Source organism: Gordonia sp. Z-3, assembly GCF_036233855.1.
Classification (GTDB): Bacteria; Actinomycetota; Actinomycetes; order Mycobacteriales; family Mycobacteriaceae; genus Gordonia; species Gordonia tangerina.
Map to the genome: position 1 here is coordinate 253322 of NZ_JAZARS010000005.1, position 20751 is coordinate 274072.

Below are 20751 nucleotides of genomic sequence, written 5' to 3' on the forward strand. Positions count from 1 at the left end.
ACTGGAGGAGTATCCCCAATGACCGCAACCATCGACCCGGCCAGCGATCTGACGACCGAGCCACTGCGGTCGCGGCGTAACCACTGGAACAACCAGGTGCGTCGGCACGCCTTCATGACACCGGACGGGCCCGCGCTGAAGTTCTTCGGTCAGGTCACGACCTGGCGTGAGCTCGATGAGCGCACCCGGGCATTCGCCGCTGCGCTGAACCGCCGGGGCGTCGGATTCGGCGACCGCATCCTGTTGGTCATGCTGAACCGCACCGAGTACGTGGAGGCCACACTCGGTGCCAACCTCATCGGTGCGATCCCGGTCCCGGTCAACGTCCGCATGAGCCCCGCCGAGATCGCCTTCCTCGTTTCCGACAGCGGCGCGAAGGTGATCGTCACCGAGTCGCTGCTCGCACCGCTCGCCGACGCCGTGAGCGCGTCCACCGGAGCGATCGATTCGCTGATCGTGGTCGGCGACACCGACAACGAGGCACATCTCAAGTACGAGGAACTGATGGCGGAGGATGCCTCGGAACTTCCCGAGATCGACATCCCCGAGGAGACCGTCGCGCTCATCATGTACACCTCGGGTACCACCGGAAAGCCCAAGGGCGCCATGCTGACCCATCAGAATCTGCAGGCGCAGGCGGTAACCTGTCTGCAGGCGCTGCAGACCCGGTCCGACGACATCGGTGCCTGCGTCGCGCCGATGTTCCACATCGCCGGCCTCGGTGCGATGACCCCGCTGTTCTACATGGGTGCGCTCTCGGTGATCCACCCGCTGGGCGCCTTCGACCCGAACGACATGCTCGACACCCTCGAGCGTGAGGGCACCACCTCGATCTTCCTGGTGCCCGCACAGTGGCAGGCGGTGTGTGCCGCCCAGCAGGCCAAACCACGTGACCTGAAGTTGCGTGTGATCAGCTGGGGTGCGGCGCCGGCATCGGACACCGTGCTGCGGGCCATGAGTGAGACCTTCCCGGATGCGCTCAACGTGGCCGTCTTCGGCCAGACCGAGATGGCGCCGATCACCTGTGTCCTCGAGGGCAAGGATGCGCTGCGCAAGATCGGGTCCATCGGCAAGGTGGTGCCGGCCGTCACCGCACGCGTGGTGGACCCGGAGATGAATGATGTCAAGCGCGGCGAGGTCGGCGAGATCGTCTACCGCGGACCCAACATGATGAAGGGGTACTGGCAGAATCCGCAGGGCACCGCGGATGCCTTCCACGGTGGTTGGTTCCACTCCGGCGACCTGGTGCGCGAGGACGAGGAGGGCTTCCTCTACGTCGTCGACCGTGCGAAGGACATGATCATCTCCGGCGGTGAGAACATCTACTGCGCCGAGGTGGAGAACGCGCTGTTCGGCCACGACAAGATCGCCGAGGCCGCGATCATCGGTCGCGCACACGAGAAGTGGGGTGAGGTGCCCGTCGCGGTGGTGGTGCTCGCCGAGGGTGTCGACGACCTCACGCTGGAGGAGATGGAGCCCTACCTCAACGAGAACCTGGCCCGGTTCAAGCATCCCAAGGATCTGGTCATCGTCGACGAACTGCCGCGCAACGCCGGCGGCAAGGTTGTCAAGCCTTCGCTGCGGTCGTCCTACGGCAGCAAGGATGCCGGCCTGGCCAACTGAACACGTCTGTGTGGGTAACCACACGGGGAACTGACATCCACGCTGGTTGTATCCACCGTGGATGTCAGTTCCCTTTGTGGTTTGTGGAGCGCCGAATACCAGACTAGAACACGTTCCATTTTTCCGGGAAAGTGACTAGGGTCTCTCCTAGATCGTCCACGTCTGGCGGGGGGCGATTCACGTCAGACGAGTCGTAGTCGGAAGTGGAGGAAGTCAGTGAAGACCAAGGGTGCGCTGCTGCGCGAGAACAACAAGCCGTGGGAGATCGAGGAGATCGAGATCGGTGATCCCCAGCGCAGCGAGATCAAGATCAGGATGGAAGCGGCCGGCATGTGCCACTCCGACCATCACCTGATGACCGGTGGTATCCCGATGGCGGGCTTCCCGATCCTGGGAGGCCACGAGGGCGCCGGTGTGGTCGAGGAGGTGGGGGAGGGCGTCACCGACTTCGAGGTCGGCGACCACGTGGTGCTCTCCTTCATCCCGTCGTGTGGAAAGTGCCCTTCGTGTAAGGCGGGTCTGGCCAACCTGTGCGACTTCGGTGCCATGCTGTTGCAGGGTGAGGCCGTCTCTGACAACACCTTCCGCATCCACACCGCCTCGGGTGAACCGGTCTATCCGATGACTCTGCTCGGTACGTTCTCGCCCTACATGGTGGTCCACGAGGCGTCCGCGGTGAAGATCGACAAGGACATCCCGTTCGAGGTCGCCGCGCTGTGCGGCTGCGGAATCCCGACCGGATACGGATCTTCGACCCGTAGCGGTGACGTCCGGCCCGGTGAGGATGTCGCCATCGTCGGCGTCGGGGGCGTGGGGACCGCGGCGTTGCAGGGTGCAGTCATCTCCGGTGCGCGCAACGTGATCGCGATCGATCCCGTGGAGTGGAAACGCGAGCAGGCCATGAAGTTCGGCGCCACCCACGCGTTCGCCTCGGTCGAAGAGGCGGCGATGAGCATCGCCGAACTGACCAACGGGCACATGTGCCACAAGGTGATCGTCACCGTCGGCGAGGTACACGGCAAGGACGTCGACACCTGGATGGGCATCACCGCCAAGGCCGGCACCTGCGTCCTCACCGGCATGGGCAACATGATGGAGAGCGAGGTCACCCTGAACCTCGCGATGCTGACCCTGCTGCAGAAGAACTTGCAGGGCACCATCTTCGGTGGCGCCAACCCGAAACTCGACATCCCGCAGCTGCTGTCGATGTATCGGATGGGCAAACTGAACATCGAGGACATGATCACCCGTCAGTACCGTCTGGACCAGATCAACGAGGGATACCAGGACATGCTCGACGGCAGGAACATCCGGGGTGTCATCCGCTACACCGACGAGGACCGCTGACGCGGTACCGACAGAACGCGGCGGTACGCTGGCCGCTGTGTCGCCTCTGGATTCGTTAGCACAATGGCCGGTCGACAACGTTGCGGCCGCAATCATCACGCCGAGTGGGGTCACCGCGCAGTACGGGGACCCCACTCGCGTGTTCGAACTCGCCTCGGTCACCAAACTCCTGGTCGCGCAAGCCGTGCTGCTGGCGGTGGAGGAGGAGGCCGTGGCCCTCGACGACCCGGCAGGCCCGCCGGGCGCCACCATCGCGCATCTGTTGGCTCATGCCTCGGGGCTCGACTTCGCCAGTCGCGACGTCATTGCGCCCCTTGCGACGCAGCGCATCTATTCGAGCGCCGGGTTCGAAGTGCTCGCCGAGACGGTGGAGGCTGCGACCGGCATCGGCTTCGCGGAGTACCTGCGCCAGGCGGTCTGCGAGCCGTTGGGTATGTCGTCGACCCAATTGGCCGGGCCGGCCGGTCACGGCGCCCGATCGTGCGTTGCCGATCTCGCACGGTTCGCGGCGGATCTGCTGTCGCCCCGGCTGGTGTCTGCCGAGTCGGCGGCCCGGGCGGTATCGGTGCAGTTCCCGGGCCTGGACGGGTTCGTCCCGGGCTACGGAAAGCAGCGGCCCAACGATTGGGGCCTCGGATTCGAGATCCGGGGCCACAAGACGCCGCATTGGACCGGCGAGCAGAACTCGCCGCAGACATTCGGTCACTTCGGTCAGACCGGTACGTTCCTGTGGGTTGACCCCGAACTGCACGCAGCGTGCGTCGTGCTCGGCGACCGCGATTTCGGAGCCTGGGCCAAGCCGCTGTGGAGCGAGTTCAACGATTCGGTTGTCGACGAGATTCGGTCTCGATCTCGAACCTGAGAAAGCACACCAGAAACTGGCGCAACACGGGCACCATGGGGCACAATTGACCACACAAGTGTGATATCCGGATTCGCGAGGTGTGTTGGGGAAGACGTTCCTCGTCGAGACCGGAGGTGAAACAAGGTGCGCAATCTGAGTCAGTTTGCGGACATGACGACTGGAGTGGTGTATATCCACTCGGCGCCGGTGGCGCTGTGCCCGCATGTGGAGTGGGCTCTGTCGTCGACCCTGAATGCGCGGGCCAACCTGAAGTGGTCCGCGCAAGAGGCCGACCCCGGGATGCAACGTGCGACCGTTGACTGGACGGGGCCGGTCGGTACCGCCGCACGTCTGGTGACCGCTTTGCGCGAGTGGTCGGGCCTGCGGTTCGAGGTGACCGAGAACGCCAGTGACGGTGTCGACGGTGAACGCTTCTGCTACGTACCCGGACTAGGGCTGTGGCGCGGTTCGACGAGCGCCAACGGCGACGTCGTGATCGGCGAGATGCAGCTGCGTGCGCTCATCGAGCGTCAACCCGACAGTGTCGGACTCGCCGGCGAACTCGAGGCGGCGTTGGGCACTGCGTGGGATGACGCGCTGGAGGCCTATCGCATGGGTGGCGCCGGCGCCGAGGTGACCTGGTTGCAGCAGCGGGTGGGGTAGGCACACCTCTGCTGATCGAGTAGGTGACGAGCGGCAGCGAGGAGCCGTATCGAGATCTCCAGCTGGACAGGTGAACTCGATACGCGTTCTCGCTGTCGCTCGCCCGCTAATCGATCGTCGCTGGGGCGCTCCGGGGGATCGGGTTGGGCCGGGTCAGAGCGGGATGTTCTTGTGCCGCCCGCGACGCGCGGGGGCGGCGGCGAGCGCGTCGGCGATACGGCTGCGAGTGGTGGCCGGGTCGATGACATCGTCGACCACTCCGATCGACTGCGCGCGGCCGACACCGCCGGCGATGGCCTCGTGTTCAGCGGCGAGACGCTCGTGCAGGGCTTCACGCTCGTCGTCAGGCGCCGCGGCGAGGGCCTTCTTGTGCAGGATGCCGACGGCAGCTTTGGCACCCATGACGGCGACCTCGGAGCCCGGCCAGGCGAACACGGCCGTCGCGCCGAGCGCGCGGGAGTTCATCGCGATGTAGGCGCCGCCGTAGATCTTTCGGGTCACCAAGGTGACCCGGGGCACGGTGCATTCGGCGAACGCGTGCAGCAGTTTGGCGCCGCGGCGCACCACGCCGTTCCATTCCTGTCCGACGCCGGGCAGATAACCGGGGACGTCGGTGATGACCACCAGCGGAACGCCGAATGCATCGCACAGGCGCACGAACCGCGATGCCTTCTCCGCGCTCTCGGAATTCAGGCAACCGCCCATCCGCAGCGGATTGTTGGCGATCACACCGACGCTGCGGCCGGACAGTCGGCCGAACCCGACCACGATATTCGGTGCCCACTTGGCCTGCAGCTCTTCGAAACTGGAGATCTCGGTCTCGCCGTCGCCGGCGAGTTGTGTGTCGAGCAGATCCCGGAGGACCGGATGCACGTCGTATGCGCGCCGATTGGACTCGGGGAGAAGGGCTTTGAGATCAGTGTCGCCGGCGCGTGCCTGTTCGAGATCGAACTGGCCCTGCCGGCCGAAGGTGGATACGAGTCGGCGGGCCCGCCAGTATGCGTCGGGCTCGGAATCGGCCGTGATGTGGCTGACCCCGGATTTCTTACCGTGCGTCAGCGGCCCGCCGAGGGACTCCATGTCCACCGATTCGCCGGTGACACTCTTGACCACGTCGGGACCGGTGACGAACACCCGGCCCTCCGGGGCCATGATGACCACGTCGGTCAGCGCCGGACCATATGCAGCGCCACCGGCCGCGAAGCCGACGACCACCGAGATCTGTGGGATGTAGCCCGACGCGCGAACCATCGCCTCGAAGACACCGCCCACGGCGTGCAGGGCCTCGACGCCTTCGGCCAATCGGGCACCGCCGGAATGCCAGATCCCCACGACGGGGGCCTGTTCGGCGATGGCGGTGTCGATCGCGTTGACGATGTGGGCACATCCCACCACACCCATGGCACCGCCCATCACGGTGCCATCGGTGCAATAGGAGACGGTGCGAATGCCGTCGACCGTGCCGATGGCTGCCTGCACACCTGATTTGTCGCGGGTGTGCAGCAGCGACATCGAGCCTTCGTCGAAGAAGTTGGTCAACCGCAACAGCGGATCACGGGGATCGGCTGTCTCCTCATGGCCGACGATGGGGGCCACTGTGGTCATCGCAGTCTCCTGTGGTGTCGGGAGGTCAGTAGCGACCGAAGGCGAGGGCGACGTTGTGCCCGCCGAATCCGAATGAGTTGTTCAACGCGTAGTCGATCTGCCCGTGACGGGCCTCACCGGCGACGACGTCGATGTCACATTCGGGATCCTGGTTCTCCAGGTTGAGCGTCGGCGGGATCACGCCTTCCTCGACACTCTTGATGGTGATCACGGACTCCAGCGCCCCGACTGCGCCGATGGAGTGTCCGAGAGCCGATTTCGGTGCGTACACCGCGGCCTGCTGCCCGATGGCGGCCTTGATGCCGGCAGCCTCGGCGGTGTCGCCGATCGGCGTGGACGTCGCGTGCGCGTTGATGTGGGTGATGTCGGTCTTGGTGAGACCGGCGGTCTGGATTGCCCGGGTCATCGCGCGTGCGTTGCCTTGGCCGCTGGGATCCGGAGCCACCAGATGGAACCCATCGGAGGTGATCCCGGCACCGAGCAGGCGCGCGTGAATGTGTGCGCCGCGAGCCTTGGCGTGCTCCTCGCGCTCGAGGATCAACATGGCGGCGCCCTCACCGAACACGAAGCCGTCGCGGTCCTTGTCGAACGGACGTGACGCACCCGCCGGATCGTCGTTGCGTGTGCTCATCGCCCGCATCATCGAGAACGCAGCGATCGGAATCGCGTCGATGTGACCTTCCACGCCACCGGTGACCACCATGTCGGCGTCGCCCATGACGATGTGCCGCCACGCGTGCGCGATGGCCTCGGCACCCGACGAGCAGGCTGACACCGAGGTGATCACACCGGCCCGTGCACCGACGTTGAGGCCGGTAACGGCCGCCGGGCCGTTGGGCATGGCCATCGAGACGGCCAACGGGGATACCTTGCGGTAGTTGCCGGAGGACTCGATCGCCTTCACCGCGTCGACCATCGCGTCACCGCCACCCTGACCGGTGCCGAGTACGACCGCGAGACGGTCGGGGTCGACCTCTGGCTCGCCAGCCTGAGCCCACAAGCGCTTGCTCATGACGTGGGCGATGCGCTCGACGTAGGCCATCCGGCGTGCTTCGACCCGGGTGACCTCATCAGCGGGATCTGCCAGCAGGCGTCCACCGACGCGGCACGGCAGTTCGCCGTACTTGGTGACGAAGTCGTCGGTGAGTTCGCGGATACCGGTCTTGCCGTCGAGCAGGCCTTGCCAGGTGGAGTCGAGGTCGACGCCGAGCGAGGTGGTGGCCACCATGGAGGTGACCACCACACTCGGGAAGTTCCCGCCCAGCGTGGAGTATTCGCGGAGGGACGGAGAACTCATCAGTTCTGGTCTGCCTCGACCTGGGCCTGGATGGCGGCAGCAGCCTCGGGGTTCTCGGCCTCGAGCTTCTGAATGTAGGCCACGGCGTCGCCGACGGTGCGCAGACCGGCGAGGTCCTCGTCGGGGATCTTGACGCCGTACTTGTCCTCGGTCTGCACCGCGATCTCGACCATCGACAGCGAGTCGATGTCCAGGTCGTCGACGAAGGACTTCTCCATGGTCACCTCGGACGGCTCGATGCCGGTGACTTCCTCGATGATCTCGGCGATGCCGGCAATGAGTTGTTCCTGAGTGGCGGCCACTGTGTGGCTCCCTTCTGTGTCGAACTTCTGGGTTGACCATCTGGGTCGACCCATGGGGTGACTGATCGGTGCTGATGCAGCTCCGGAGCACGCGCGGGCGCCTGCCCATGCGTGCTTGGACTACCGGGGGTCCGGTTATCCGGGGGTCACGGCGTCACGCCGCGACCGCTATCCAAGTTCGGTGATGGTGTCGAGGCCGTCGGGGTCCTTGAGCGCCGACGTCGGCGTTCCCTTCAGCTCTCGCTTGGCAATGCCCGCCAACGTGCCAGCCGGCGGCAGCTCGACGATGGCAGTGGTGGACTGCTCGCGCATGAAGGCCGAGCACAGGTCCCAGCGCACCGGCTTGGTCACCTGGGCGACCAGCTTGGTCAGCGCGTCCGCGCCGTCGGTGACCGGGCGGCCGTCGGAGTTGGACAGCAGGGTCCGCACCGGATCGGCAGGTGTGATGCTCGCCGCCGCCTCGGCGACGGCGTCCTGGGCCGGCGCCATGAATCGGGTGTGGAAAGCGCCGGCGACCGCGAGTTTGCGGATGCGCGCCTTGGCCGGCGGGGCGGCGATGAGTTCGTCGATCGCCTCGACCTTGCCCGCGGCGACGATCTGTCCGGCAGCGTTGCGGTTGGCCGGGATCAGATCGAGCTCGTCGAGGCGCGCGAGCACCTCGGCTTCGTCGCCGCCGAGGACCGCCGCCATGGTGGTGGGCTCCATCGCGCAGGCCTTCGCCATCTCCGCGCCGCGGATCGCCGCCAACGTGACCGCCTCGTCGGCGCTGATCACACCAGTGATCGCGGCAGCAGCGAGTTCACCGACCGAGTGGCCGGCGACGATGGCGTCGGGGGGCAGATCAGTGCGTTTGCGGTACTCGTCGAAGGCGAGCAACGCGGTGGCGACCACGAGCGGTTGCGTCACCGCGGTGTCGGTGATCTCCTCCGCGGTCGCGGTGGTTCCGAGCCGCTCGAGATCGAGTCCCGTCAGCTTCGACCACGTGGCGAGTTGGTCACGCGCACCCGCGAGTTCCAACCACGTGGTCAGCATCCCTGGTGTCTGAGAGCCCTGGCCGGGCGCAAGCATCGTGAGCACGTGACCAGAGAACACCGTCGGAGCCCATTTTGCGGGTGTTGAGGCCCATGAACCTTGTGGCTTTGATTTGTAGGGTTCCCACAAAGTTCATCGAAGGGGTACCTGGTTCGTCATCACTCCGAGATGCGTTATGAAACCGTGTCCTGATGACCTTGATCTGCGAAAACGCGAAAATCGGACTGTGGCTGATGTGACCTATGTGGCGTGAGAGGGTGATTCGTTTTGCAAGTGTGTCAATCGACCCACAGTGCCCGCGATCCTCAGTACATACGCGTCGCGGGGGTTTGTCGGATCGCGACCTGTGATTTCCGCAATTTTCTTCAGTCTGTAACGAACGGTATTTGGATGGATATACAGAAGGCGGGCGCAACTCTCGACCGATCCGCCGGAGTCGAGATACGCCTCCAGAGTCGCGTTCAACGTGCTTCCGCCTTTGGCCAACGGCTGTACCAACTGGTCGTTCAGCGCGGACATCGCCGTGGTGTCTCCGTTCAGGGCGCGCTCGGGCAGTAGTTCGAGGCTGTGCACGGGCCGAGGCGCATTGGGCCACCCCACCACGGCCGTGATCCCCGACATCGCCTCATCGGCGCTGGTGTGTGCACTGCCCAGGTTGGGCATGGTGGGGCCGATCACCACCGGGCCCTCGGCGAAGTGGGTGAGCAGCGCCGTCACGAACCGCTCGGTCGGCCGGATGCTGCCGCTGACGATGGCCACCAGGAACTTGCCCTGCACCACCGACAGCGCCGATCGGTCGAACTGTTTGGCCGTGTTGTGGATGGCCAACGGCACCGACACGTTCTGCTCCGGTGGGGGTATGCCGACGATGACGGTCGCCGGTGCGTCGGAGTCCCAGTTGAGGGCGGCGGCCCGCGAGAGCAACTGCGGTCCCGTGTCACCACGCACCACTGCGTCCACCACCAAGGCCTCCAGCCGGGAATCCCAGGCGCCGCGCGACTCGGCCGCCGAGGCGTAGATGGAGGCGGCGGCAAAGCCGATCTCACGGCCGTAGCGCAGCACCGATTCGGTCAGCGCACGTAGCTGCGCGTCGTTGCGGGCCAGCAGGGGCAGCCACTTCTCGAAGAATTCCATGGCCACGCGGACCATCTCGACGGTTTGCAGCAGGGTGATGCGCCGGGCCAGATCCTGTGGGACCACCTGGAAGGCCTGCACGGTGAACTTGACGTTGCCCTCGGGGTCCTGAATCCACTCGACAAAGTTGACCACCGCGGTCTGCACCACCAACTGCACGCTGGCCCGCTGGGCGGCATCGAGGTCACCGAAGTAGGGCAGCTGGTCCTGCATGGAATGCACGGCCTCGGTGGCCAGGCGACCGCTGTACTGTTTCACGCGCCGCAAGAGCGTGTCGGGAAGCGCATCGTGCACCGTCGCCGGTGCCGGGACGTGCGCCCCCCGTTCGCCGAATACGTCGGCCGGCGGTGGCTCAGGGTTCAGCGGAGCGTCGGTCACCACTTCAATCTATGCCCTCGGCCACGCACCGATCCGCAGACGGTGAGTGGCCGAGGACATCGATGGGCTGATCAGGCGACCCCGGGGTCGCTCGTCTGCTCGGGTGCGGCTGCCACATCGGTGATCTGGTAGCGATCGGCAGCTTCCTGGGCGACAGTGAACGGGATGTTGTTGTCGCGTGCCAGGCCGACCAACACCCCGACCACGATCGACTCCGCGTCGACGTTGAAGAACCGGCGTGCGGCCGGACGTGTGTCGGAGAAGCCGAACCCATCGGTTCCCAGGGTGAGATAGGTGCCCGGCACGTAGGCGCGGATCTGTTCCTGCACCGCGCGCATGAAATCGCTGACTGCGATCGTCGGGCCGACCGTCTGACCGAGCACCTCGGTCAGATACGGCTGTGGGTGCGCCGTGTTCGGTTCGCGGACACCGAGCCGGTCGGCCTCGACGCCGTCACGGGCCAGTTCGCTCCACGAGGTCACCGAATAGACGTTGGCGCCCACATCCCACTCGTCGGCGAGGATCTCGGCCGCGCGCAAGGCATCCGGCATGGTGACCCCGGACACCAGGATGTTGGCGTAGAACTTCTTGCCGTCGGGCGCCGGCTGGAACCGATAGATGCCCTTCAGCAGCCCGGCGACGTCGAGGTTTTCCGGCTGGGCCGGCTGCGAGATCGGCTCGTTGTAGACCGTCAGGTAGTAGTAGATGTTCTCTGGGTTCTCGCCGTACATACGCTGGAGGCCGTCGGCGACGATGTGGCCGAGCTCGAACGCGAAGGCCGGATCGTAGGAGACGACCGCTGGGTTGGTTGCGGCCAACAGCGGGGAATGACCGTCGGCGTGCTGCAGACCCTCACCGGTCAGCGTGGTGCGACCTGCCGTCGCGCCGATGACGAACCCGCGGGTCATCTGGTCACCTGCGGCCCAGAAGCTGTCGCCGGTGCGCTGGAAGCCGAACATCGAATAGAAGATGTAGAGCGGGATCATCGGTTCGTCGTGGGTGGAGTACGACGTGCCGACCGCGGTGAACGAGGCCGCCGACCCCGCCTCGTTGATGCCCTCGTGCAGGATCTGGCCGTCGGTGGCCTCTTTGTAGGCGAGCATCAGCTCCGCATCCACCGAGGTGTACAGCTGTCCGTTGCGGTTGTAGATCTTGAGTGTCGGGAACCACGAATCCATGCCGAAGGTACGTGCCTCGTCCGGAATGATCGGCACGATGCGGTCGCCGATCTCCTTGTCGCGCAGCAGGTCCTTGAAGATGCGGACCAGCGCCATGGTGGTGGCCACCTGTTGTTTGCCCGAGCCCTTGCCTGCGGTTTTGAGTGCCCGGCTCACGTCGGGTTTCAGGGCCTTTGACTTTGTCCGGCGGGCCGGCAACGAGCCGCCGAGCTGCTTGCGGCGGTCCAGCATGTACTGGATCTCCGGTGCATCCATCCCGGGGTGGTAGTAGGGCGGCAGATAGGGGTCCTTTTCCAGCTGCTCGTCGCTGATCGGGATTCGGGTGGAGTCGCGGAAGGCCTTCAGATCATCGAGGGTCAGCTTCTTCATCTGGTGCGTCGCGTTGCGCCCCTCGAAGTGCTTGCCCAGTGTGTAGCCCTTGATCGTATGGGCGAGGATCACCGTCGGCTGGCCCTTGTGGGCCATCGCCGAGGCGTAGGCGGCGTGGATCTTGCGGTAGTCGTGACCGCCTCGCTTGAGATTCCAGATGTCGGCATCGGAAAGCTCCTTGACCAGCTCCTTGGTGCGGGGATCCCGGTTGAAGAAGTGTTCGCGGACGAAGGCGCCGTCGTTGGCCTTGTAGGTCTGGAAGTCACCGTCGGGAGTGGTGTTCATCAGGTTGACCAGGGCGCCGTCGCGGTCGGCGTGGAACAGCGAGTCCCATTCGCGGCCCCACACCACCTTGATGACGTTCCAGCCGGCGCCGCGGAAGAACGATTCGAGCTCCTGGATGATCTTGCCGTTGCCACGGACCGGACCGTCGAGCCGCTGCAGGTTGCAGTTGATCACGAAGGTGAGGTTGTCGAGGCCCTCGGTCGCGGCGAAGCTGGCGAAGCCGCGGGACTCGGGCTCATCCATCTCCCCGTCGCCGAGGAACGCCCACACGTGCTGATCGGAGGTGTCCTTGATGCCCCGGTCGTGCAGGTAGTGATTGAAGCGCGCCTGATAGATGGCGTTCATCGGTCCGATGCCCATCGACACCGTCGGGAACTGCCAGAACTCCGGCATCAATCGTGGGTGCGGATACGAGGGCAGACCGCCACCCTCACCGGCGTGGCTGTGCTCCTGGCGGAACCCGTCCATCCGGTGTTCGTCGATGCGCCCTTCGAGGTATGCGCGAGCGTAGATGCCGGGGGAGGCGTGGCCCTGGATGAAGATCTGGTCGCCGCCGCCCGAATGATCGAGTCCGCGGAAGAAGTGGTTGAAGCCGACTTCGTAGAGGGCCGCCGACGACGCGTACGTGGAGATGTGACCGCCGACGCCGACACCGGGACGTTGGGCCCGATGCACCATGATCGCCGCGTTCCAGCGCAGCATGGCGCGGAACCGGCGCTCGACGTCCTCGTCCCCGGGGAACCAGGGTTCGCTCTCGGTCGGGATCGTGTTGACGTAGTCGGTCGAGGTCAGTGACGGGATGGACACGCGCTTCTCGCCTGCGCGTTCGAGCAGTCGCAGCATCAGATACCGGGCGCGCCCGGGCCCGGCGTGATCGAGCATGTCGTCGAAGGACTCGAGCCATTCGGCGGTCTCGTCGGGGTCGATGTCGGGCAGGTACGAGGCGACCCCTTCGCGGATCACCCGGACACGGTTACGACCATCGCCGTTGGCGCCCTCGGCCGGCTTCTGCGAGCCGGACTCCTTGGTCGTCGTGTGTTCTGCCTGTTCGGTCACTGTGATGCCTACTCCCTCGGTCGGCCGAACACGGTGGTGTCCGGCGTGCGATGACACGGGGCCGCTCCCATGATGTCGGGACCACGGCGTCCCCCTCTTATCGTGCCGCATGTCACTACGGTTGGCACCGGGTGGGCGAGGTTGTCGCCGGATGGCTGCCACCCGCTGCGACCTGCGGTAGCGTTTCGGTGTTTGTTACTGATGAGTCAGGAGAGCGATGCGGGGCGACGGTGATCATGGGGTCACACGCACGACGATGAGTCGGGTGCGTAGGTCGTCGATCGCGGTCGGGATCGTCGTCGCCGCGGGCTTCGGGACCGCGGGTTGCGCGACACCGATCGACGGCTCGGGTTCCGCCGCGCCCGGCCAGGTGGCCGCCTACCAGGCCGAATTGTCGGCCTCGGTGGCGTCGTCGATTCGGCAGGACGGCGTGGACCTGTGTCGGGAAGCCATGTCGTCGATGGTGGTGATGGTGCGCGGCTACAACGCGTTCGTCCAACGTCTCAGCGAGGTGCACAGCTACGACCGGGTGGGTGACCTCGACGACCGGGCGCGCGCCAGTCTGATCGCGGGTTCGGACGTGATCCGTGGGCATCTCTCGTCTGTCACACCCGAGGACGTGGCCGATCCGACCGCGCAGTTCCTCGACTCCACCGGACGACTCGGTGACGCCATCGCCAAGCGGCGGTTGACCGGCCTCAACCCGATCGCGGCGGAGTGGACGAAAGACAAGAACCTCGTGTTGGACAGGTGCGCGCAGTACCTACCGCTGCCGCCGACCTCCGACGCGTCGCCGGCTCCGGCGCCCGGGTCGGGTGCGCCGCAGACGGTTGCGCCCCCTTCGACGGCGCCATCGGCCCCGGCGACGCCATGACGGGTGACGACCTGGTGTCCGCATACCCCTGTTCGGGTTGCACCCCGAGCATTTAGGCTGTTCTCTAAGCTGACAGTCGAATACGCATTGGCAGGGAGGTCACACGCGGTGGTAGCCGCCACAGAGTCCAGCAGCGCTGGGGACAATAGCGCCCACAAGCTCGGATTCACGTCTGGCATGGTCGTGCAGGAACTCGGTTGGGATGAGGACACCGACGACGAGTTGCGGGCCGACATCGAGGACGTCATCGGTGAGGAAATGCTCGACGAGGACGCCCAGGAAGTGATCGACGTGGTCGTGCTCTGGTGGCGCGACGGTGACGGTGACCTCGTTGATGCGTTGATGGATGCGATCGGACCGCTGGCCGATGACGGGTACGTCTGGGTGTTCTCACCCAAGACCGGAACCGATGGTCACGTCGATCCCAGTGAGATCGCCGAGTCCGCACCGACTGCGGGGCTGACTCAGACCAATGTGCTCAGTCTGGGGAGATGGTCGGGATCACGGCTGGTTCAGCCCAAATCCCGTAAGCGCGCATGAGTAGCGAGGTCGCCGAACAGCCGACGTCGCCGCTGGAGGTGGGGGAGGCGGCCCCGGACTTCGAACTGCGTGATCAGAACAATCAGCGCGTCTCGCTGTCCCGGCTGCGTGCCGACGGGCAGGTGCTGCTGGTGTTCTTCCCGCTGGCGTTCACTGGCACGTGTCAGGGCGAACTGGGCTACATCCGAGATCATGAGCCGAGCTTTATCCACGAGGGGTTGCGGACCGTCGCGATCTCGGTGGGGCCGCCGCCGACGCACAAGGTGTGGTCCTCGGCGCAAGGGTTCTTGTTCCCGATCCTCTCGGACTTCTGGCCGCACGGCGAGGTCGCACGATCGTACGGGGCCTTCAACGAGGTCTCCGGGTACGCGAACCGGGCCACCTTCCTCGTGGATCGGGACGGCATCATCCGATTCAGCGACATGCTCGAGCCCGGGGAGGCGCGCGATTCTTCGCTGTGGGACAAAGCGTTGCTCGCCGTGGCCGAGGACGGAGCGGCCCCGTCGCCGCGGTGACGGGTCGGCCGGTTTGGGCTCTGACGAGATACCCATTACATTCATGAGTTGGCGTCCGGCGGTAATTGAATAGCCGGATCGTCACTTGCGCGTATAGCTCAGCGGTAGAGCTCTGGTCTTACACACCAGCGGTCAGGGGTTCGAATCCCTTTGCGCGCACCACCGCGGATGTGTCGTCGAGCGGTCGTGTGAAAAGGGTGCCGCGGGCTCGAACACTCGATCCGCGGACGTTGTACGAGACTTTCCACGTGCGATTGATCAACGCGAGGCGCGCGATTGCCGCAGCCGGCAGCGCAGCGCTCGGGGTCGGCATCGTCGGGAGCGCGACGCTCGGGAGCTCGCTGCTCCCGGCTCTGCTGTTCGCCAGCTGATCCATCCGCGAGGCCGCGCCGAGTGGGTTGCCTCAGGAGGTATGTTGCGACACCTCCGCGACAGCGCCGGGCTTACTCGCAGGCGACCCCATCACCGTCGCCGTCGAGTGCGGCGCGGTACCCCGGCTGACCAAGCCGCAACGGCGTGGCCCCCGCGGCACGCGCTGCCGCGCAGTTCGGGAAGTAGGAGGCCGGCGCGACCCGGTCGGTCTTCGTCGGCGGGGGCGATGCTGTCTCTGATGTCGGGATCGCGGTGCCGGAACAGGCCGTGAGCACCCGTGTCATCGCGTCCTTCTCCGCCGGCGTCACCCAGAGCCGATACAACGACTTCACCTCGATCTGGCGGGATACGTAGGTACATCGGTAGCTCTTGTTCGGCGGCAGCCAGGTGGCCGCGTCCCCGTCGCTTTTGCGTTGGTTCGCCGACCCGGCTACTGCCTGCAGGTTTCGCGGGTCGTTCGCGAAGTCACGCCGCCGATCGGCGTCGAGTTGCTGCGCTCCCTTCTGCCACGCATCCGACAGGGCGACAACATGGTCGATCTGGACCCGAGCGGAGGTGTCCGGACCACGGGTGAAGGAGATCGTCTGACGGGTGTACGGGTCGTCGAGTGTGCCGGCGAGAACCACACAGCCGCGGGTGTCGGGTTTCAGCGCGACGTCGGTGAGGTCGCGGCGCAAGATGTCGTTGCGGGTGTCGCATCCGTTATGGCCGTCGGTGACGCTCACGTCGTCTGACCATGATTGTCCGAACTGCTCGCGTTCGTATCCGGTCCTGGGTGCCCGACCCTTCACCGCCAGGGTGTCCAACATCGTCAGGGAGCGTCGGACGGCTTCCGACTGTCCGGCGGGCGGTGCGGTGGTCTCCGGGGCAGGGGAGACCGACCGGGCTGCGGAACCGCTTGCGGGCGCACTCGGCACGGTCGAGCCCACTGCCGTGCGGTCGCCGCCGGCGGTGGTGTCGTCGGCATCGGGCAGCGCGCTGACCACCACGAGTCCGAGGGCAGCCACGAGAAGAACCCCGAGCAGCAGCCAGGTTCGTCGTCGGATCGGTGTCGTCTTCGGCATCGGCGCTTTCGTGTCACAGGCGGTCGGCTGACAGCATGTCACGGGCCGCCGACAGCGTCGGAAGGCGTGCGTCGGGTGCGCATGCGAGCGGGCTGCGGAACAGTGCGAAACGCGTTCGCGCAGTTGATCAGATGCTTCATCCGTTGTTCATCCGGCGCTGTTCGACCGGTGCCGGATCGCCCGGTAGCGTCGAGGGCGCCGACGGATCGATCGTTGCACTCGCCCCGGGCGATCCCGAGGACGCACCACCTTTGTCGACATCCCCGTACCCGCGGGACTCCGGGGGTGGTGTCAGACAACTCACCGCGCCCCGACCGCTCACCCGCGGCCGGGGCGCTGTGGATTCACCGGCCTCGCAGGCGTCCCGTCACAACCGTCGCCGCCAGCTCGTCAGACGACGCCACCGAGGTCAGCAGACCGTGCTCCGACAGTGCTTCGGCGGTCAGTCCCGCCTGCGCCGCGCCGGTTTCGATCAGGACGTGACCACCCGGTCGTAGCCATTCGCCCGCCGCAGCAGCGATCCGGCGGTGATGGTCGACGCCGTCTGCCCCGCCGTCGAGGGCTTGCCGCGGCTCGTGGTCACGTGCTTCGGGAGGCATGTGGGCGATCTCGGCGGTCGGTACGTACGGGGCGTTCACGACGATGCTGTCGACGGTGCCGCGCAACGCCGCGGGCAGCGGGTCGAACAGGTCACCGCAGAATGTTCGGCCACCGAGCGGTTCGATGTTGCGGGCCGCGCAGCGCACCGCAGCCGGATCGATATCGCAGGCATACAACCGGATGTCAGAGACCTCGCGCGCCACCACGAGACCGATCGCACCGGTCCCGCAGCACATGTCCACCACCGACGAACCGGCCCGGGTGACCGCGACGGTCTGTCGGACCAACCACTCGGTGCGTCGGCGTGGGACGAACACTCCGGCATCGACGAACACGGTCTGCCCACAGAAGGTCATCCGGCCGAGCACCACCTCGAGCGGTTCTCCGGTCACGCGGCGAGCAATCCAGGCGGCGAGCTGGGTCTCGTTGTCGGCATGGGCCAGCAACAGTTGTGCTTCCTCCTCGGCGAACACACAACCGGCAGTACGCAATCGTTGCGTGGTCTGCGCCAGCAACGCGGGCAGGTCGGCGACGTTCATGATCGTTCGGCGGCGTCGGCCGCGCGCAGGTATCGTGCCGCGACGTCGTCGTGATAGCGGGCCACCGCCCGACATTCGTCGATGAGTTCGGGCGGCTCCAGGATGGTGAAGTCGGCGTCGAAGGCGCGCAACCAGCGCGCGATGCTGACCAGAGATGTACTGAAAAGCACCAATTCGCAGCTGTTCTCGTCTCCCGCCTCGATGGTGCCCCACTCGTCGTGCACCATGGCGGCAACAGTGGCCAGCGGCGCGTGGACACGTACGCGCGCCGACGCGCGTCGATACACCGCCCCGAGGCTCCGGGACAAGTATCCGGTGGCACCGCCCTCTGGGAGCTCACGCGGGACGAAGCGCGGACCGGTCGGTGTCTTCGGTTCCATGCGGTCGACCCGGAATGATCGCCAGTCGTCGCGCCCGAGATCCCAACCGATCAGGTACCACCGCAGCCCGCTGCGAACCAGCCGGTACGGCTCGACCTCGCGTCGGCTCTCGGTCCCGTCGCCGCGTCGGTAGTCGAATCGCAGGCGTTCGGTGCGGTGGCACGCGGTGGCGATGTCGGTGAGGGTCGCACCGGAGACGGGATTTCGGGTCTCGCGTGGCACGGCCTCCATGGTGAGCGCATCGAGCCGGTGGCGCAGTCGTGACGGCATCACCTGACGGAGCTTCGCGAGTGCGCCTGCCGATGCCTCGGCCATGTCGCTGACCGACCCGGTGGTGATCTCGTTGAGGCCGAGCGCCACCGCGAGTACCTCCTGATCGTCGAGCAGCAGTGGCGGCATCTCCGCCCCCGCGCCGAGTCGGTAGCCGCCCCCGACACCGACGGTGGCGTCGACCGGATAGCCGAGTTCGCGGAGTTTGTCGATGTCACGACGCACCGTGCGGGTGGTGATGTGCAGCCGGTCGGCGAGCTCAGAACCCGACCACTCGCGGCGGGTCTGCAACAGGCTCAGCAACGCCAACAGGCGGGCAGAGGTCTCCAACATGTGACCATACTGCCGTCTTTTGCGGACAGGCGTTGACCGCATTGGTCGGCGCGGTCGACACCGTTGTGCCCCGATCGACTCCGTCCGTCGAATGACGATTCTCTCGATATCGCCATCGCCGTGTGCGAAAATCGACGTGGAGCCCGACCCGCACGGTGTGGCAGCCCGCAGCCGGGTCAGGTGGACCAATTGTTTTGTGTCAGTAACGAAATGATCAGTCGGCTCTTGTTGAATCCCTGCCGGTCCACAATCAGCGGTCTGATTCTCGAGGATCTCCAGGAGCACAATCATGACCGCACATCTCAAGAAGCTGGCAGCAGGGGTAGGTCTCGCAGCGGCAGCGGCGCTGGCCGTCACGCCCACCGCGTCGGCGGCACCCACAACGCATGAGGCAGCAACGATCGAAGTGCCCGAGATCCCGGTGCCGATCCTGCCCGTGCCGCTGCTGCCGGTGCCGTTGTTGCCGGTGCCGCTGGTGCCGATCTTCCCGATCCCGGACGCACCCAAGACGGTGTGCATCACGATCGTGTGCGTGCCGGTGGGGTGAGTCCGGCTTCAGCGGGTGCGTGAGTGGCCGGTGACTCTCAACCCACGTCGACGGTGAGCTCGGCACCCGTGCGTGCGACCACATCATCGACGCTCACGCCGGCAGCGACTTCGGTGAGCAGCAGCGTGCCGTCGCCCATCACGTCGATCACCGCGAGATCGGTGATGATCCGGTTGACGACACCCGCGCCGGTGAGGGGCAGCGTGCAGGTATCGAGGATCTTGGGGTCACCGTTGCGGGTCGTGTGTTCCATGAGCACGATGACCCGAGCCGCGCCGTGAACGAGGTCCATCGCGCCGCCCATGCCCTTGACCATCTTGCCGGGCACCATCCAGTTCGACAGGTCGCCGGTGCGCGAGACCTGCATCCCACCGAGCACCGCGGTGTCGATGTGGCCGCCGCGGATCATCCCGAACGAGATCGCCGAATCGAAGAATGCCGCACCCGATCTGACGGTGACGGTCTCCTTGCCGGCGTTGATGAGGTCGGCGTCGACGGCGTCCTCGGTCGGGTACCCGCCGGTGCCCAGGATGCCGTTCTCGGAGTGCAGCGTCACGTGGATGTCGGCGGGGAGGTGATCCGGGATCAGTGTGGGCAGCCCGATGCCGAGGTTGACGTACTCGCCGTCGATCATCTCGGCGGCGGCGCGTGCGGCCATCTGCTGCCGAGTCCAGCCGGTCACGGTGGTGGTCATCAGGCGGCTCCTTCGGTGGTGCTGATCGTGCGTTTCTCGATGTGCTTGTCCTGAGGTCCGGTGCGCACGATCCGCTGCACGAACACCCCCGGCAGATGCACGTCGGCGGGGTCGATCGTGCCCGGCTCGACGAGCTCCTCGACCTGCGCGATGGTGATGCGGCCGGCCATCGCTGCGAGGGGATTGAAATTCATCGCGGTCTTGTCGAACACGAGATTGCCGTGGGTGTCGCCGACACGGGCATGCACGAGCGCGAAGTCGGCGTGGATGCCCGCTTCGAGTACATACCGTTTGCCACCGAACACCCGCGTCTCCTTCGGCGGTGACGCGACGGCGACCGTGCCGTCGGTGGCGTAGCGCCACGGCATGCCGCCGTCGGCGATGGGCGTCCCCACCCCAGCCGGTGTGTAGAAAGCCGGAACTCCGTTGCCGCCGGCGCGCAGTCGTTCGGCGAGAGTGCCTTGCGGGGTGAGCTCGACCTCGAGTTCGCCGGCCAGGTACTGACGCGCGAACTCCTTGTTCTCGCCGACGTAGGACGCAGTGACGCGGCGGATTCGGCCCAATGACAACAGGATGCCCAGCCCGTGGTCGTCCACCCCGCAGTTGTTGGAATAGACCTCGAGGTCGGTGGCGCCGGATTCGGCGACTGCCTCGATGAGCTTGTCGGGTATCCCACACAGCCCGAAGCCCCCGACAGCGAGCGTGCTGCCGCTGACGATGTCGGCGATCGCCTCGCCCACCGTAGTGCTCACCTGTGTTGCCATGACACCTCCACCGCGCCTGCGTTCGTTCAATGAACGCGAAAGTTACTGGGGGTGAGTCTGCTCATCTGCACGTCATGCCGCAATCTTCTGACCAAATATTGCGCCTATTGCTCGACAGATGATCTTGGTGGACGTAACGCGTTCAT

Annotated in this window: 20 protein-coding genes and 1 tRNA gene; 10 read left to right on the forward strand and 11 right to left on the reverse strand. The window is 65.9% G+C overall.

Annotated features, from left to right (window positions below):
• Positions 1–18: 18 nt before the first annotated feature.
• From fadD5 to VX037_RS07985, 4 genes are all read left to right on the forward strand, one after another.
• Complete coding sequence (gene fadD5 / locus VX037_RS07970; protein WP_287016776.1) at positions 19–1623, forward strand: fatty-acid--CoA ligase FadD5; 1605 nt, start codon at positions 19–21, stop codon at positions 1621–1623.
• 216 nt (positions 1624–1839) lie between these two features.
• Positions 1840–2970: an NDMA-dependent alcohol dehydrogenase gene (locus VX037_RS07975; protein ID WP_235722701.1), complete on the forward strand. Its 1131-nt coding sequence runs from the start codon at positions 1840–1842 to the stop codon at positions 2968–2970.
• 37 nt (positions 2971–3007) lie between these two features.
• The gene (locus tag VX037_RS07980) at positions 3008–3832 is read left to right on the forward strand and encodes a serine hydrolase domain-containing protein (RefSeq protein ID WP_287016777.1); all 825 of its coding nucleotides are present in this window, start codon (positions 3008–3010) and stop codon (positions 3830–3832) included.
• A gap of 126 nt (positions 3833–3958) precedes the next feature.
• The gene (locus VX037_RS07985; protein WP_235722705.1) at positions 3959–4477 is read left to right on the forward strand and encodes a DUF3145 domain-containing protein; all 519 of its coding nucleotides are present in this window, start codon (positions 3959–3961) and stop codon (positions 4475–4477) included.
• A gap of 153 nt (positions 4478–4630) precedes the next feature.
• Here VX037_RS07985 and VX037_RS07990 read toward each other — a convergent pair whose 3' ends face one another.
• The 6 genes from VX037_RS07990 to aceE form a co-directional block, all read right to left on the reverse strand.
• Positions 4631–6082 carry an acyl-CoA carboxylase subunit beta gene (locus VX037_RS07990; RefSeq protein WP_287016778.1) on the reverse strand — a complete coding sequence of 484 codons (1452 nt, stop codon included), beginning with the start codon at positions 6080–6082 and terminating at the stop codon, positions 4631–4633.
• A gap of 25 nt (positions 6083–6107) precedes the next feature.
• A complete protein-coding gene (locus VX037_RS07995) occupies positions 6108–7379 on the reverse strand; it encodes a KasA/KasB family beta-ketoacyl-ACP synthase (RefSeq protein WP_328713803.1) in 1272 nt (423 codons plus the stop codon).
• Entirely contained in the window at positions 7379–7681 is a 303-nt protein-coding gene (gene acpM / locus VX037_RS08000; RefSeq protein ID WP_160901079.1) for a meromycolate extension acyl carrier protein AcpM, read from the reverse strand. Before acpM ends, VX037_RS07995 begins: the two co-directional genes overlap by 1 nt.
• A 168-nt stretch (positions 7682–7849) precedes the next feature.
• Entirely contained in the window at positions 7850–8758 is a 909-nt protein-coding gene (locus VX037_RS08005) for an ACP S-malonyltransferase (protein WP_266062908.1), read from the reverse strand.
• 195 nt (positions 8759–8953) lie between these two features.
• Complete coding sequence (locus VX037_RS08010) at positions 8954–10225, reverse strand: PucR family transcriptional regulator (RefSeq protein WP_235722710.1); 1272 nt, start codon at positions 10223–10225, stop codon at positions 8954–8956.
• 71 nt (positions 10226–10296) lie between these two features.
• Positions 10297–13113, reverse strand: coding sequence for a pyruvate dehydrogenase (acetyl-transferring), homodimeric type (gene aceE / locus VX037_RS08015; RefSeq protein ID WP_235722712.1), 2817 nt, complete (start codon positions 13111–13113; stop codon positions 10297–10299).
• 256 nt (positions 13114–13369) lie between these two features.
• On the opposite strand from aceE, the gene VX037_RS08020 reads away from it, so the two are divergent.
• The 5 genes from VX037_RS08020 to VX037_RS08040 all read left to right on the forward strand — a co-directional run bounded on the left by VX037_RS08020 (position 13370) and on the right by VX037_RS08040 (position 15413).
• Positions 13370–13987, forward strand: coding sequence for a hypothetical protein (locus tag VX037_RS08020; protein ID WP_235722794.1), 618 nt, complete (start codon positions 13370–13372; stop codon positions 13985–13987).
• A gap of 108 nt (positions 13988–14095) precedes the next feature.
• Positions 14096–14527 (forward strand): DUF3052 domain-containing protein, encoded by a 432-nt coding sequence (locus tag VX037_RS08025; RefSeq protein WP_160901083.1) that lies wholly within the window; start codon positions 14096–14098, stop codon positions 14525–14527.
• A complete protein-coding gene (locus tag VX037_RS08030) occupies positions 14524–15042 on the forward strand; it encodes a peroxiredoxin (RefSeq protein ID WP_235722713.1) in 519 nt (172 codons plus the stop codon). Before VX037_RS08025 ends, VX037_RS08030 begins: the two co-directional genes overlap by 4 nt.
• An 87-nt stretch (positions 15043–15129) precedes the next feature.
• Positions 15130–15204: transfer RNA gene (locus tag VX037_RS08035), tRNA-Val, on the forward strand.
• Between the two features lie 86 nt (positions 15205–15290).
• Complete coding sequence (locus VX037_RS08040; RefSeq protein WP_328713805.1) at positions 15291–15413, forward strand: hypothetical protein; 123 nt, start codon at positions 15291–15293, stop codon at positions 15411–15413.
• A 72-nt stretch (positions 15414–15485) separates the two neighbouring features.
• Here VX037_RS08040 and VX037_RS08045 read toward each other — a convergent pair whose 3' ends face one another.
• From VX037_RS08045 to VX037_RS08055, 3 genes are all read right to left on the reverse strand, one after another.
• Positions 15486–16478 carry a GmrSD restriction endonuclease domain-containing protein gene (locus VX037_RS08045; RefSeq protein ID WP_328713807.1) on the reverse strand — a complete coding sequence of 331 codons (993 nt, stop codon included), beginning with the start codon at positions 16476–16478 and terminating at the stop codon, positions 15486–15488.
• Positions 16479–16822: 344 nt separating this feature from the next.
• Positions 16823–17617, reverse strand: a complete 795-nt coding sequence (locus tag VX037_RS08050) for a putative protein N(5)-glutamine methyltransferase (protein ID WP_235722715.1) — start codon at positions 17615–17617, stop codon at positions 16823–16825.
• Complete coding sequence (locus VX037_RS08055) at positions 17614–18600, reverse strand: helix-turn-helix transcriptional regulator (protein ID WP_266062915.1); 987 nt, start codon at positions 18598–18600, stop codon at positions 17614–17616. The genes VX037_RS08050 and VX037_RS08055 overlap by 4 nt, the downstream gene beginning before the upstream one ends.
• Before the next feature lie 289 nt (positions 18601–18889).
• Here VX037_RS08055 and VX037_RS08060 point away from each other — a divergent pair, with 289 nt between their 5' ends.
• Positions 18890–19147: a hypothetical protein gene (locus tag VX037_RS08060; RefSeq protein ID WP_287016782.1), complete on the forward strand. Its 258-nt coding sequence runs from the start codon at positions 18890–18892 to the stop codon at positions 19145–19147.
• Between the two features lie 37 nt (positions 19148–19184).
• Here VX037_RS08060 and VX037_RS08065 read toward each other — a convergent pair whose 3' ends face one another.
• Positions 19185–19841, reverse strand: coding sequence for a 3-oxoacid CoA-transferase subunit B (locus VX037_RS08065; RefSeq protein ID WP_287016783.1), 657 nt, complete (start codon positions 19839–19841; stop codon positions 19185–19187).
• Positions 19841–20605, reverse strand: a complete 765-nt coding sequence (locus tag VX037_RS08070) for a CoA transferase subunit A (protein ID WP_287016784.1) — start codon at positions 20603–20605, stop codon at positions 19841–19843. The genes VX037_RS08065 and VX037_RS08070 overlap by 1 nt, the downstream gene beginning before the upstream one ends.
• Positions 20606–20751 lie beyond the last annotated feature (146 nt).

Coding starts and splice junctions, on each gene's coding strand:
- fadD5 (WP_287016776.1), top strand. CDS start 19: ATGACCGCAACCATCGACCCGGCCAGCGATCTGACGACCGAGCCACTG.
- VX037_RS07990 (WP_287016778.1), bottom strand. CDS start 6,082: ATGACCACAGTGGCCCCCATCGTCGGCCATGAGGAGACAGCCGATCCC.
- VX037_RS07995 (WP_328713803.1), bottom strand. CDS start 7,379: ATGAGTTCTCCGTCCCTCCGCGAATACTCCACGCTGGGCGGGAACTTC.
- VX037_RS08020 (WP_235722794.1), top strand. CDS start 13,370: ATGAGTCGGGTGCGTAGGTCGTCGATCGCGGTCGGGATCGTCGTCGCC.
- VX037_RS08030 (WP_235722713.1), top strand. CDS start 14,524: ATGAGTAGCGAGGTCGCCGAACAGCCGACGTCGCCGCTGGAGGTGGGG.
- VX037_RS08045 (WP_328713807.1), bottom strand. CDS start 16,478: ATGCCGAAGACGACACCGATCCGACGACGAACCTGGCTGCTGCTCGGG.
- VX037_RS08050 (WP_235722715.1), bottom strand. CDS start 17,617: ATGAACGTCGCCGACCTGCCCGCGTTGCTGGCGCAGACCACGCAACGA.
- VX037_RS08055 (WP_266062915.1), bottom strand. CDS start 18,600: ATGTTGGAGACCTCTGCCCGCCTGTTGGCGTTGCTGAGCCTGTTGCAG.
- VX037_RS08060 (WP_287016782.1), top strand. CDS start 18,890: ATGACCGCACATCTCAAGAAGCTGGCAGCAGGGGTAGGTCTCGCAGCG.
- VX037_RS08065 (WP_287016783.1), bottom strand. CDS start 19,841: ATGACCACCACCGTGACCGGCTGGACTCGGCAGCAGATGGCCGCACGC.
- VX037_RS08070 (WP_287016784.1), bottom strand. CDS start 20,605: ATGGCAACACAGGTGAGCACTACGGTGGGCGAGGCGATCGCCGACATC.